This is a genomic window from Tissierella sp. (assembly GCF_031460495.1).
GTDB lineage: Bacteria > Bacillota > Clostridia > Tissierellales > Tissierellaceae > JAVKTS01.
Genome location: NZ_JAVKTS010000005.1, coordinates 1 through 14,175, shown reverse-complemented (window position 1 = coordinate 14,175; position 14,175 = coordinate 1). Strand labels below are relative to the sequence as shown.

General features: G+C 33.6%; 10 protein-coding genes and 2 rRNA genes. 3 read left to right on the top strand and 9 right to left on the bottom strand.

Annotation, left to right across the window (positions count from 1 at the left end; all coding sequences use genetic code 11):
* On the top strand, window positions 1-378 hold the full coding sequence (locus tag RIN63_RS12135; protein ID WP_310445001.1) for an SHOCT-like domain-containing protein: 378 nt from the start codon (window positions 1-3) through the stop codon (window positions 376-378).
* 113 nt (window positions 379-491) lie between these two features.
* Window positions 492-1,943, top strand: coding sequence for a PLP-dependent aminotransferase family protein (locus RIN63_RS12130; RefSeq protein ID WP_310445000.1), 1,452 nt, complete (start codon window positions 492-494; stop codon window positions 1,941-1,943).
* Window positions 1,944-1,993: 50 nt separating this feature from the next.
* Here RIN63_RS12130 and RIN63_RS12125 read toward each other — a convergent pair whose 3' ends face one another.
* The 3 genes from RIN63_RS12125 to RIN63_RS12115 all read right to left on the bottom strand — a co-directional run bounded on the left by RIN63_RS12125 (window position 1,994) and on the right by RIN63_RS12115 (window position 6,208).
* Entirely contained in the window at window positions 1,994-3,490 is a 1,497-nt protein-coding gene (locus tag RIN63_RS12125; protein WP_310444999.1) for a BCCT family transporter, read from the bottom strand.
* Between the two features lie 70 nt (window positions 3,491-3,560).
* Window positions 3,561-4,871 carry a betaine reductase selenoprotein B gene (grdH, locus tag RIN63_RS12120; RefSeq protein WP_310444998.1) on the bottom strand — a complete coding sequence of 437 codons (1,311 nt, stop codon included), beginning with the start codon at window positions 4,869-4,871 and terminating at the stop codon, window positions 3,561-3,563.
* An 11-nt stretch (window positions 4,872-4,882) separates the two neighbouring features.
* Entirely contained in the window at window positions 4,883-6,208 is a 1,326-nt protein-coding gene (locus tag RIN63_RS12115) for a glycine/sarcosine/betaine reductase component B subunit (protein WP_310444997.1), read from the bottom strand.
* 263 nt (window positions 6,209-6,471) lie between these two features.
* Between RIN63_RS12115 and RIN63_RS12110 the strand changes: the two genes are divergently transcribed.
* Window positions 6,472-7,146, top strand: coding sequence for a TetR/AcrR family transcriptional regulator (locus RIN63_RS12110; protein WP_310444996.1), 675 nt, complete (start codon window positions 6,472-6,474; stop codon window positions 7,144-7,146).
* Here the strand turns inward: RIN63_RS12110 and RIN63_RS12105 are convergent.
* From RIN63_RS12105 to RIN63_RS12080, 6 genes are all read right to left on the bottom strand, one after another.
* Entirely contained in the window at window positions 7,121-7,945 is an 825-nt protein-coding gene (locus RIN63_RS12105) for an alpha/beta hydrolase (RefSeq protein WP_310444995.1), read from the bottom strand. The genes RIN63_RS12110 and RIN63_RS12105 overlap by 26 nt on opposite strands.
* A 247-nt stretch (window positions 7,946-8,192) precedes the next feature.
* Complete coding sequence (locus RIN63_RS12100; RefSeq protein WP_310444994.1) at window positions 8,193-9,491, bottom strand: GntP family permease; 1,299 nt, start codon at window positions 9,489-9,491, stop codon at window positions 8,193-8,195.
* Window positions 9,492-9,566: 75 nt separating this feature from the next.
* Window positions 9,567-10,328, bottom strand: a complete 762-nt coding sequence (locus tag RIN63_RS12095; RefSeq protein WP_310444993.1) for a 3-hydroxybutyrate dehydrogenase — start codon at window positions 10,326-10,328, stop codon at window positions 9,567-9,569.
* Between the two features lie 366 nt (window positions 10,329-10,694).
* On the bottom strand, window positions 10,695-12,404 hold the full coding sequence (locus tag RIN63_RS12090; protein WP_310444992.1) for a sigma 54-interacting transcriptional regulator: 1,710 nt from the start codon (window positions 12,402-12,404) through the stop codon (window positions 10,695-10,697).
* A 165-nt stretch (window positions 12,405-12,569) separates the two neighbouring features.
* Window positions 12,570-12,686: ribosomal RNA gene (gene rrf / locus RIN63_RS12085) — 5S ribosomal RNA — on the bottom strand.
* 29 nt (window positions 12,687-12,715) lie between these two features.
* A 23S ribosomal RNA gene (locus RIN63_RS12080) occupies window positions 12,716-14,175 on the bottom strand; the annotation flags it as partial.

The following is a 14,175-nucleotide window of genomic DNA, read 5'->3' as shown; positions in this document are numbered from 1 at the left end:
GTGGCAGAAAAAATGCAAATCTTAAACATGGTTAAAGAAGGTAAAATAACAACTGAAGAAGGTGTAAAATTACTTGATGCATTAGAGAAAACTGACCCTATAACAAGTAGTAGTTCCTCTATAAAAAGCAAAGCTAAATGGTTGAAAATTAGAGTATTTGACCCTGAGGATTCTACTAAGGTTAATGTAACCTTACCTATTTCCCTAGTCAATATAGGTGTTAAACTAGCGGGCAAATTTTCCCCCGAATTTAAAGAAGCTGGTTTAACTGAAGAAGATATGGAAGAAATATTTGCAGCTATTAAAAATGGTGAAACTGGTAAAATTGTAGAAGTAAATAGTGATGATGGTACTAAAGTTGAAGTAATCATTGAATAATAAGAACTCCCTTAAAGGGAGTTCTTATTATTTACTTGTATTATTTTAATTCCTATTTATTCCTTAATAAATCTGTTATAATAAATGTATCCATACATTTAAGGAGGATACCTATGAATAAATTTATCTTAAACAAAGAAACTGATACACCCTTATATGTCCAGTTATATGAAAAATTTAAATCATTAATAGAGGGAAATCAACTGGAAGAAGAAAAATTGCCTTCTATTAGATCTCTTGCAAAGTCTCTTGGTGTAAATAATGTAACTGTAGTTAGTGCCTATAAATTATTAGAACAAGAAGGCTATGTTTATTCCATAAAAGGTAGTGGAACTTATATAAAAAAATTACCAGTTACTGTAGATATGCCTTACTTAGAAGATGGAGATATGGAATTAATGGTATCTGGTATTCTTCCTATTTCAAAAGATAGTATAAACTTTGCTTCAATGTCCCCCACTCCAGATTTATTTCCAATAGAGGAATTTAAACAAGCCTTAGTTGAAGTTTTAGATAGAGATGGAGGCCAAGCTTTTTTATACCCAGAAATTACAGGATATGGTCCACTTCGCGAATCCATCTCAAAATTCCTTATGAGTAATTATGGTACCACAGTAGATAAAGATCAAATTCTAATTACTTCTGGTGGGCAACAGGGCTTAGATATAATATCAAAGACCTTAATTAATCCTGGGGACTGTATATTTATTGAAAACCCAACCTATTCTGGTGCATTAGCTGCATTTAAATCAAGGGGAGCTAAGATAATAGGAATACCTATATTAAATGATGGCATAGATTTAGATTTGCTAAAATCATATATAAAAAGATACAGACCGAAATTCCTATATATAATGACCAACTATCAAAGCCCTACTACTTACTCCTATAGCCAGGAGAAGAAAAAAGAGCTTATCTCTTTAGCCAGAGAATATGATTTTTATATAATTGAAGATGATTTTTTAACAGACTTATCCTTTGATGATGAAAAGAAGAGTCCTTTAAAAGCAATTGATAAATTTGACCAAGTTATTTTTATTAAAAGTTTTTCAAAGATTTTCATGCCTGGGGTGAGGATCGGATTTATAACTTTGCCTAATAAGCTTTTCAAGGAAATAATCAAGGCTAAACATACTACAGATGTATCCTCCTCTGGATATCTTCAAAGAGCCTTTGATTTATATCTTAGAAAAGGATATTGGAAAAAGCATATAGAGAAAGTGAAAAAGGTATATTTTGAAAAGTATAATATAATGATATCTGCCTTGGACAAATTAGATGATTACGGTGTATCCTATATAGAACCTAAAGGTGGACTGAGTATCTGGCTTAAACTACCTGATGAAATAGATGCTTTTGCATTATATAGTGAATGTGGAGAAAACAATCTAGCAATTGTGCCTGGAAAAGTCTTTTTCACAGATGAATCTATCTATTCAAATTATATTAGGCTTAGTTTTGGTGCAGTAGATAATGACAAGATAATAGAAGGTCTTAGAATACTAGAAAATATAATATCTAAGCCCTTTAGGAATAAGAATAATAATTATTTACCATTTATATAAGAAAAGGAATCTAGGTAGAACTGGAAAAGGGACCCATAAGGTCCCTTTAATTATTCTAATTCTTTTTGGCTTACTACTCCAACATTTTCAGTCTTAAGAACTTTCCAAAATGAGAAGCAGGCAAATATCATTACAAATGCAAACGGGAAAGCTGCTACTATGGATCCAGTCTGTAATACTTGTAAACCACCTGCTAACATAAGTGCAAATGCCATAGCTGACTGCACCAATCCCCAAATAATCTTTGTTTTAGTATCTGGATTTAATTCTCCATTTCTTGACATCATACCTAATACGAAGGTTGCAGAGTCTGCTGATGTAACAAAGAATGTACAAAGCAATAGTATTGCAACAAGTGATATTATACTACCAAATGGAATATGCTTCATTACAACAAAGAATGCGGTTTCTGTTACTTTTATTGCCTCTGCCGCAACTTCTGTTCCTAGGCTGATTCCAGTTGCACCAAATATTGCAAACCAAATGAATGATCCTATAGCTGGAACTACTGATACTCCTATAATAAATTCTCTAATAGTTCTACCTTTAGATATACGAGCTATAAATACTCCAACAAATGGTGCCCATGCAATCCACCATGCCCAATAAAAGATTCTCCATCCAGCAATCCATCCATTATCACCAAAGGCATTAATTGCGAAACTCTCCCTGATAAATCCGGATATATATTGGCCCAATCCATTTGTTAAAGAGTTTATTATCTTCAAAGTTGGTCCTAATAGGAGAGTTAACACCATTAGTCCAAAAGCTATTGCTATATTAGCATTTGATAAAAATAATATTCCTTTATCAACACCAGATATTGCTGATGCCATAAACATAGCAGTTACAACTACAATGATAATAATATGAACTAAAGTATTTATCGGTATTCCAAACAAATAATTCAATCCACTATTTATTTGAAGTACACCTAATCCAAGAGAAGTTGCTACACCAGCAACCGTTGCAAATATTGCTAATATATCAATAAACTTACCTATTGACCCTTTTACTCTTTCTTCACCAATTAGCGGGATAAATATACTACTTATAAGACCTGGTTTACCTTTTCTAAACTGCATATATGCTAATGGTAGAGCAATTACAGCATAATTTGCCCATGGATGTATACCCCAGTGTAAAAATGATGAAAATATTGCAAAATTAGCGGCTTCTGGTGTACCCCCTGTCATTCCCATTGGATATAGATAATGATTTAGTGGTTCTGCAACACCCCAGAATACAAGACCTATTCCCATGCCTGCAGAAAATAGCATTGCAAACCAAGAAATGTAACTATACTCTGGCCTTGAGTCATCAGCTCCTAATCTAATATTTCCATATTTACTGAAAGCAATAAACGCCATAAATACAACAAAGAAAAACATAGATATCAAATAAAACCAACCAAATTTATCCGTTAAAAATGTAAATGCATTTCCTGCAACATCACCAAATGTCGTAGGTGAAAGTATTCCCCAGAGCGAAATTACTAATACTATAATCAAAGAAATGTTAAAAACGCTATTATCTTTCTTTTTCATATAAATCCCCCTTTAATTTATTCCTGAACAGAACCCTAATAAAGGATTCTATTCAGGCACCCTACTAATACTAAATCTTAACCTTAAACACTGTTTGTTCTTCTATGTTTTCAGTTAGAGCATCTAATGCTACTCCTACTCTATGATATCTTAGTTTCCATTGGGCTTCCTTAGTTGTTGCTGGATCCCCTAGTGGATATGGGATAGATATTGTAGGTACTATTTTATTTGATCCTACTGTTGTTGCTACAGGTATTAGGTTACACATCTGTACTATTGGTATTCCTGCTCTTTCTATTTCTTTTACCATCGTTGCACCGCAACGTGTACAGGTACCTCAGGTTGATGTCATTATAACTCCATCAACATTATCTTCTCGCAATTTTTCTACTATTTCTTTACCCATTCTTGCTGCTTCTGCTTGGGTTGTTCCTGTACCTACTGTGCTATAGAAATAATCATGAAGTTTCCCTATCTTTCCTTCTTTTAAATATGTCTTCATTGCATCTATTGGTACTATTACATTTGGATCTGCGTCTGCTGCTGCTGGATCAAATCCTGCATGGATTGTTTTGTATACTCCTGATTCTAGTCTTTCATCCTTTGATATATCGTATCTTCCCCAACGTGTGGCTGAAGCTGATTGGATTCTATCTGGATTGTCCACTGGTACTATTCCACCTGTTGTTACTATTGCTATGTTTGCTTTTGATAAATCCTTTATTGGTTGTGCTATCTCTACTCTATCTTGTTTTGGTATTGGAAGTTCTGTTTCAAAAGGCTGGTTGTTTAATTTCTTAATTAACATCTCTACGCCTCTTTCTGCTGCAATCTTCTTTGATTCTAACCACACTTGAGCCCTTACTCCTCTTGGAAAGAATCCTTCTTCATCGGCTGAACCTGTCTTTTCACCTTTTAATATCTTGTTTGCAAAATCAGCTATCACCTTAACATCTTCTCTTAATTTTGCTGCTGATTTTCCACCTTCAAATATATACATATCTTTTTTGAACATCTCTACTCCAGGGTTTTCTATATTCATGGATGTAATAACTGGGACATTAAATTTTTCTTTAACTGCTTTGCAAATTGTACCACAGGCTACGCCGTATCTACCTGCTTGGAATGCTGGGCCAGCAACAAAAATATCAAATTCTTTGTCTTCTAGAAATCCTAATATTATTTCTACTGCTTCATCCGTATTAGAACCCATAAAGTTATCGCCACAAATAATAGTATGCGTAACCTCTGCATCTAACATACTATTTAGTGCAAGTGCTGGTCCTATTAGACCTTCCTTAATTTCAGGTTTGAAATCAGCTATATCTTCACCACCAATACCTGCGAAAAATTGATTTATATAATGAACTGCTTTTTTCATCTCTCCACCTCCTAAAATTCTTTCATAGTCTTAGTTGACCAACCTGCTATTCTATCTCCACAGAACATTGCATTGTTTTCCATTATGATTGATCCATCTTCTCTTACAGATCCTCCTAGTATCTCATCATAAGCCCATCCACCAGATAACCCATCTCTAGCTAAAGCTTCTAGTTCACCTATTACTTTATCCGCAGGTGGAAGTTCTATTAGTTGTGAAACATTTCCCGTAGATACTAGAGCATTTGCTTTTATATCTAATGTAACAAGTGGCTGGGAAGCTCCGTCTCTTCCTGTACACTCATTACTTATGCCTACTGTCTTTACTCCTACATCTTCTAATGCTGCAAGACATAAAATGTAATCTGCATCAGGATTACCATATCCCTCTTCTGTTACTATAGCTCCGTCAGCTCCTAGAGATTTTGCCATTTGTGCTACAAATACAGCTGAACGTTTCTTCTGTTCTAAAGATACATTTAGATTTGACATTATAACTCCTAAGAAGTTAATGCTCTTTCCATGTTCTTTGTATAGTTCTCTAATTGTAGGAAAGTTTTGGAAATCATATGTTGACCACTTTGATGATGCTGGCATGAAACTACCTGATATCAATGCGCCATCTAATACTTCGTTTGGATTCATAAAAGAAGGAACATATTTATTCATATCCCATCCATATACTAAATCATTATATCCTAATTCTTCCATTTGAGATTGAGGTTGCATTACTAGTACTACTGATGGAAGTTTATTTATTTCTTCAGATCTTTTAGTTATTGGTTCCAATTCAAATATTTCAATTTCTTCTGGTTGTAAATCCTTTACTGTATTTCCTAAATATTCTGCTAGTCTATGGGATCCTATTCTGATAGCTGTATTTTTCTTTTGTTGCTCAAATCTTTCAAATTCTTCATCAGTATCAGCTACTAAACATATATTAATAAGTTCAGAGAATAAAGTGTACTTAGCTCCCTCTCCCCCCATATCAATTAATCCATCACCAAAGCTACCATAATGCATACCTACACCTAAAACACTACATCCTTTTAATGCATGTACTCTTCCACTACCTGTAGCCTCAACATCTCCTGTAACTCCAGGGAATACTGGTCTGCCATCTGGACGAATCCTTGGTTCTACTGCTTCTTTGACAGGAACTATTCTTATGTTTTCTCCTGGCTTAGCTATTACTATGTCCAGATCTGTAATGTGTTCATCTTCTTTAATGAAAGCCATAGCTTCTTCTTTGTTGATGGATAGAACTCCATTATTAAACATGGTTTTCTCTCCAAAAACAACATCCTTCACTTGGAAATTACCAATTTCTAGTTTCATCTCTTCACTCCTTTGAAATTAATCATGATTATCTTTGTTAATTATTATATTAACATAATCGTGATTATCTTTCAATCATAATTATAGATAGCTTTTAAAATATTTTTTATAGTATAGATAAACTTAATACCTAATCATCATATAATTATTTATGGGTCTTTTATTTCTTAGATTAGCCTAATGGCTAATATTATAATTAGTTTGTAGAATATATTTTTTTATGCTAATATATATTAGATGTAAAATAAATTGTGATTGGTGATATGATGGTGTCAAAAAGAGAAGTACAAAGAAAAAGAATGATGCTCTACTTTATTAATGCTACGGAAGAATTAATTGATGAGGATGGAATTGAAGGAATAACCTTAAGAAGAATAGCTGATAGGGCTGGATATAATAGTGCAACTCTTTATAATTATTTTGAGAATCTTGATCATTTAATTTTCTATGCCTCTATGAAATATATAAAAGACTATGCTCTTTCTTTGAATACATATTTATCAGATTCTAATAATGCAATGGATAGATTTCTTAAGGTATGGGAATGTTTTTGTGATTATTCCTTTGATAAGCCAGAGATTTATAATGCTATTTTCTTTTCAAACTTAGATAAAGATATAGAAGATTATGTAGAAGAATATTATAAAATTTTCCCAGAGTATTTACAAAATTATCATGAGAATATTTCTACTATGCTTTTAAAAAGTGATATCAACGAAAGAGGTTTGACAACTGTGCTGAGTTGTGTTAATGAAGGCTATATAAAGTCAGAAGATGCAGATAAGTTAAATGATATGACGCTTTTAATATATGAAGGTATGTTAAAAAAGGTTTTAAGAAATAAGATTTCATATGAAGATGCAAGAAATAATACTATGGATTATATTAAATCCATAGTAGAAAGATTTTTAATTAAAGATTATGTTTTTTATTACTAATAAATTCTTCCAAAACCCTATTAAATCTAATAGGGTTTTCTAATACCAACAAATGGGTGCAATCCTCAAATATTATTAGTTTTGAATTTTTAATATTCTCTTTAAGATATTTCCCAGCATTAATTGAATATAAAGTACTTTTCCCCCCAAAGATTATTAATGTTGGTATATTTATCTTATACAAAATATGTCTATAATCCTTTTCTGTCATTGATTTCCATATGGAGTACATTATGTGGGGAGAGTTATTCTTCATCTTATCCATAGCAATTTTAAGTTGTTTATCACTAAAATATGGTGCCATGATTTTTATGAATCTTTCAGCAAATTCCATCCAGTTACTTTTTATTAAATCTAAATCCTTTAAAGCATCTTCCATAGTATATTGTCCATGGTATAGACCTAAGTTCCAGTTACTATCGTTTATGACTTTTGGTCCTTTATCTACAATACATATCTTAGATAATTTTTCTAATCCATATAGTTTTATATATTCAAGTATAATGGACACTCCCATGGACCATCCAACTAATATTACTTCTTCCAATTTTAGATAATCAATAAGTTCTCTTAAATCTAATGCAAATCTTTCAATATTTAATCCATAGTCTATCCTATCTGATAGACCATGACCTCTTAAGTCATAGGTTATGACCTTATATTTCTTGGATAGTACCCTTTGCTGTATCCTAAATGAATTATGATCCTCTGTAAATCCATGAATAAAAACAAGAGGAAGTCCTTGTCCTTTTATTTCATAATAAATATTTACACTATCACTTGTAATAAAGGATTTCATAATTATCACATCCTATTAAGTAATTTTTAATCTTTTTTGACTACACTAATATAATTATACAATATTTAGATAAGATTTAATAAATTTATGAAATGATTTCAAAAATTAATAGAAAAATGCTGTTATGCCTTTTCAAGCAAAAAACAAAGCCAAGATGGCTCTGTTTTTATGCTCTATAAATATATTTTAACATTTTATATAATAGATACCCACCTAATATAATCTTAAGTGGGTATCTTGTTAATTTTTAGTATATTCCTAAACTTGCAAGTATTATTGCTGGTATTGATGATAATACTGGTAATATTAATGATGTAACACATATGTCTATATAGGAATCCTTGTGAGTTAATCCAGTAACAGCAAGTAGTGTTAGTACTGCTCCATTATGAGGAAGTGTATCAAGCCCACCAGATGCTAATGACGCTACTCTATGAAATGCCTCCGGACTAATTCCTGTTTCTAATGCTAGTTGATAATATTTTTCTCCTAAGGCTTCTAGTGCTATACCCATACCACCTGAAGCTGAGCCTGTTGCACCAGCTAAAAGATTAACTGCAACTGCTTCAGAAATAAGTGGAGATCCTTTTATTCCAATCAACATATCAGTTAAAGTTTTGAAACCTGGGACTGATTTTACTATAGCACCAAATCCAACTGCAGCGGATGTATTTATTATTGCAGTTATTGATGAAGTTGCACCTGTGCTTATAGATTTTGTAAATCCTAAATATTTATGAGGGTTAGTTATCATTGCCACAATTATACCAGCTAATAGACAAACTACTATATCCCATTTAAAGACTTCTAAGTTTAATGTAAGAATTACAGTTAATAAAGGTAAAAATGAAATAAATGGATTTGGAAGTACTTGTGATTCAGATTCTACACTTGTATTTCCTTTCTTTTCTGGCTCTATAAAACCTTCGCCTTTAGCTGTAAACTTCTTTTCTCTCCATAGTAAATATGCGTATCCTAAAACAAAAATAAATACAGCTGCTGTTATTCCCATTATTGGAGCTGCAGTAGGTGTTGTAAAGAAATAATCCATAGGAATTAAGTTTTGAGTTTGTGGTGTACCTGGTACTGCAGTCATTGTAAAGGTAAATGATCCAAGAGCTATTGCTCCAGGAATAATCTTTCTAGTAATATTAGCTTCTCTAAATAAGTCCAATGCTAAAGGATACATAGCAAATACAACTACGAATAAAGATATACCACCATAAGTTAATACAGCACATCCAACTACTACAGAAAGGATGGCTCTCTTTGGTCCTAGTACTTTTGTAAGCCATTTTGCTATGGACTTAGCTGCTCCAGTATAATCCATTAATGCACCAAATATAGCACCTAACATAAATACAGGGAACCAAGATTTTGTGAAACCTACGAAACCAGTCATATAAGTATCTTTATAAGCTGGAAGTAATTCAAGTCCACCAGTTAATGCTACTACTAATGCACATAACGGTGCCACCCAAATTATGGAATATCCTCTATAAGCTAAGAACATCAATAATACCAATCCAATTATAATACCTAGCATAATTTATTTCCCCCATTTCTTTTACTTAATATATACTTTTCTTTTGTGTGAAACAATTAAAATAATACCTATTTCCTATCCCGCAGTCCAACCACCATCTATTGTCATTGTGGATCCAGTTATATGGTCTCCTGCTTTTGAGCATAAGAATTTAACCACATCACCAATAGTTTCAGGTTCTATTAGTTTCTTAACAGCCGCTTTTTGTAACATTATCTTTTCAACAACTTCTTCTCTCGATATTCCATGGGATTGTGCTTGTGCTTCAATTTGATTATCTACTAAAGGAGTTCTAACATATGCTGGACAAATTGAGTTTACAGTTATACCATATGCACCACCCTCTAAAGCAGCAGTTTTTGTTAGTCCAGATAATCCATGTTTAGCTGAAACATAAGCAGATTTAAATTCAGAAGCTACTAATCCATGAATTGAATTTAGGTTAATTATTCTTCCCCAATTTTGCTCTTTCATAGAAGGCCATACATATTTAGTTAGTAAGAATGGAGCTGTTAACATTAAATTCATCATAAAATCCCATTTATCTTCAGGAAAATCTTCAATAGGGGACACTGTTTGGATTCCAGCAACATTAACAAGAACATCTACTTTCGAAAATTTTTCTAAAGTAAAATCAACTAAAGCTTTACAATCAGCTCTCTTACTTAAATCAGTTTTAAAGTAAGTTGCACCAATTCTTTCAGACTGAACTTTTAAAGCCTCTTCATTAATATCTGCCATAACAACATTGGCGCCATCCTTTGAAAAAGATTCTGCAATAGCTAATCCTATGCCACTAGCAGCACCTGTTACAATACATATCTTTTTTTCTAACATCTTAATACCTCCTATTTTTTTGAATTACATTTATATACATTGCAATACTTATGCCATCTTTTAATTATTTTTCTATTTTTCCTTAAAATCCTAGGTTTAATCGAATTAAATAACTTTAAATAAAAAAAAGTAGATATATTTTTTAAAAAATATATCTACTTCTATGCTAATTAACTTGTGAATCCTTCATTTTTTGATTTTAATTTCTCTTTTAATTTTGTGAGTGTAAGGATTCGTTTACACTTGGATCATTTTATTAAAATAAAGTGTAAGATTTTCTTACATATTAAGCCTTTATTCAAATAAAGTGTAAAGTTTTCAGATAATTCTCAACATTGTTAAAACCTTGTCATATACTCGTTTAGCTTATATATCTATTTCATACTTGGTAATCTTCTCATACAAGCTTGTACGACTAATATTTAATATATTTGCTGCATTAGTCTTATTTCCATTAGATATTATTAGACTATCTATTATAGATTGTTTTTCTACCTCTTCTAAAATCAATTTCAAACTTCTAATTCTCTTTTCACCAGCAATCCCTGTAATCTTATGAGGCAAGTGTTTAGGTTTAATAATGGTTTCCTTTTCTAGAAAATTTATGGCCCTTTCAAGGATGTTTTCTAGCTCTCTTACATTACCTGGCCAACTATAACTTTTTAAATATTCTAATGTATTGTCAGATATTTTATCTACTTTAATATTTTCATCTTTTGATATCTTATTAACTAAATGCTTAGAAAGAATGGAAATATCTTCTTTTCTTTCTCTAAGTGGAGGTATTTTTATATTTACTACATTTAATCTATAATATAAATCTAATCTAAACATACCTTCAGATACCATTTTATCTAAATCTTTATTGGTCGCTGCTACTATTCTTATATCTACCTTTTCCGAAAAATTAGAACCTATTTTTTCTATTTCTTTATCCTGAAGAACTCTTAAAAGCTTTACTTGCATATTAATAGGAAGTTCTCCTATTTCATCTAAAAATATTGTTCCTCCATCTGCAGCTTTAAATTTTCCTATCTTTCCACCTTTTTTTGCACCAGTAAAAGATCCTTCTTCATAACCAAACAACTCTGATTCTATTAGTTCATAAGGAATTGCACCACAATTTACTTTTATAAATGGCGCATCTTTTCGTCTGCTGTTATTGTGAATAGCATGAGCAAATAGCTCTTTTCCAGTTCCAGATTCACCTAAAATTAACACATTGGAGTTGGTCTTAGCCGCCATCATTGTAAGCTCTTTTAGTTCCTCCATGGATCTACTCTCACTTATTATACTATCTATAGCATATTTTGCTTTATTTGCCTTTTTAAATTCATCTTTATATAAATTTAATTCCTTTTCTATTTTATTTATCTTCATATATAAAGAATTAAGGTCATCTAAGTCCTTGAATAATACCTTTCCCACAGCTCCTACTATCTTATCATTTACAATTACTGGAATTCTAGTAGCTATCATTTTTCTTCCATTTATCTCCTGTACCTGTGCTATTTCAGGTATTCCTGTTTTAACAACAATATCCATTCTTGTGTTTTCTATAACATCTCTTACATGTTTTCCAATGGATGCTTCCCTATCTACTCCTAGGAAATTTGCATATGCCTTACTTAATATTTCAACTTTCCCTTCTTTATTTACATAAACAATAGCGTCATTTGTAGCTTCTGTTATGGTATTTAATAAAAAAGATGATTCAATTTCATTTTCATCCAATAATTTAATAAATTTCTTATAATTACTTAGATTTTGTAAAAATATATAAACTCCCTTATCATAATCATTAATATTTATTACTCTTTTCTCAACAATAATATCAATATTATTGTATCTTATAGTGTCAGCTTTATATTCTTCCCTACTCTCCACAAATTCATCAATTTTGAGATTAGGCAAAATATCTATTATATTTTTTCCTAATTTATCCTTATCATCTAGTCCTAATATATCTAAAGCTTCTTCATTTAAAAAAGTAATTTCATTGTTTATGTTTATTGCCATAACCCCCATGGGTAAGGAATTAATTAAATCGTTTAAATTTACTTTATCCTTAGACATAAGCATTCACTCCTAAATAAATTATCTAATAATTATAAATTTAGTTTCTATATCATTATATCATGTAAATAAATTATATACAATTTTGTCATTTTCTTCAGCAATTTCCCTCAGCAATAGAAAAAGCCCTACTACGAATCAATCGTAATAGGGCCTTTTATGTAAGCCTGGCAACTTCCTACTCTCCCAGGGCGTTACCACCCAAGTACCATCGGCGTTGAGATGCTTAACTTCTGTGTTCGGTATGGGAACAGGTGTGTCCATCTCGCTATCGTCACCAGACGAAAACTACATTCGCAATATATATTTTTTTGGTCAAGTCCTCGACTTATTAGTATCTCTTAGCTTCAAGTATTACTACTCTTTCACCTGAGACCTATCTACCAGGTGGTCTTCCTGGAGTCTTACTCACTTATGTGATGGGAAATCTTATCTTGAGGGGGGCTTCGTGCTTAGATGCCTTCAGCACTTATCCCGTCCGAACTTAGCTACTCAGCCATGCCTTTGGCAAGACAACTGATACACCAGCGGTTCGTCCATCCCGGTCCTCTCGTACTAAGGACAGCTCCTCTCAAATTTCCTACGCCCACGACGGATAGGGACCGAACTGTCTCACGACGTTCTGAACCCAGCTCGCGTGCCTCTTTAATGGGCGAACAGCCCAACCCTTGGGACCTACTTCAGCCCCAGGATGAGACGAGCCGACATCGAGGTGCCAAACCTCCCCGTCGATGTGGACTCTTGGGGGAGATAAGCCTGTTATCCCCGGGGTAGCTTTTATCCGTTGAGCGATGGCCCTTCCACTCGGAACCACCGGATCACTAAGTCCAACTTTCGTTCCTGCTCCACTTGTTGGTGTCGCAGTTAAGCTTCCTTTTGCCTTTACACTCTTCGCACGATTTCCGACCGTGCTGAGGAAACCTTTGAGCGCCTCCGTTACTCTTTAGGAGGCGACCGCCCCAGTCAAACTGCCCAACTGACAGTGTCCCTATACCAGTTTCATGGTATCAGGTTAGAACTTCAGCATTACAAGAGTGGTATCCCAAGGTTGACTCCACCAATACTGGCGCACTGGCTTCTTAGTCTCCCACCTATCCTGTACATGCAATGCCGAAATCCAATGTCAGCCTGCAGTAAAGCTCCACGGGGTCTTTCCGTCCTGTCGCGGGTAACACGCATCTTCACGTGTACTACAATTTCACCGGATCCATTGTTGAGACAGTGCCCAAATCGTTACACCTTTCGTGCGGGTCGGAACTTACCCGACAAGGAATTTCGCTACCTTAGGACCGTTATAGTTACGGCCGCCGTTTACTGGGGCTTAAGTTCTAGCCTTCGCTTGCGCTAAGCCTTCCCCTTAACCTTCCAGCACCGGGCAGGTGTCAGCCCCTATACTTCGTCTTTCGACTTAGCAGAGACTTGTGTTTTTGGTAAACAGTCGCTTGGGCCTATTCACTGCGGCCAGATGTTCTTTCGATTGTTCAATCTATCCTTCTCTGGCTCCCCTTCTCCCGAAGTTACGGGGTCATTTTGCCGAGTTCCTTAACAATAGTTCTTCCGCTCATCTTAGGATTCTCTCCTCGCCTACCTGTGTCGGTTTGCGGTACGGGTAGTTATTTACTCGATAGTGGCTTTTCTTGGCAGTGTGGAGTCAGTTGCTTCTCTACTTATTTTTCGATCCCCATCGTATCTCGACATTAAGTGAGGAAACGGATTTGCCTATCTCCTCTGTCTACTTACTTAGACGTGCTTTTCCAATCGCACGCTCAAC

What these genes read in the sequence shown, in the direction of transcription:
- RIN63_RS12130 (WP_310445000.1), top strand. Translation starts at nt 492, where the DNA reads ATGAATAAATTTATCTTAAACAAAGAAACTGATACACCCTTATATGTC.
- RIN63_RS12125 (WP_310444999.1), bottom strand. Translation starts at nt 3,490, where the DNA reads ATGAAAAAGAAAGATAATAGCGTTTTTAACATTTCTTTGATTATAGTA.
- RIN63_RS12115 (WP_310444997.1), bottom strand. Translation starts at nt 6,208, where the DNA reads ATGAAACTAGAAATTGGTAATTTCCAAGTGAAGGATGTTGTTTTTGGA.
- RIN63_RS12110 (WP_310444996.1), top strand. Translation starts at nt 6,472, where the DNA reads ATGATGGTGTCAAAAAGAGAAGTACAAAGAAAAAGAATGATGCTCTAC.
- RIN63_RS12105 (WP_310444995.1), bottom strand. Translation starts at nt 7,945, where the DNA reads ATGAAATCCTTTATTACAAGTGATAGTGTAAATATTTATTATGAAATA.
- RIN63_RS12100 (WP_310444994.1), bottom strand. Translation starts at nt 9,491, where the DNA reads ATGCTAGGTATTATAATTGGATTGGTATTATTGATGTTCTTAGCTTAT.
- RIN63_RS12095 (WP_310444993.1), bottom strand. Translation starts at nt 10,328, where the DNA reads ATGTTAGAAAAAAAGATATGTATTGTAACAGGTGCTGCTAGTGGCATA.
- RIN63_RS12090 (WP_310444992.1), bottom strand. Translation starts at nt 12,404, where the DNA reads ATGTCTAAGGATAAAGTAAATTTAAACGATTTAATTAATTCCTTACCC.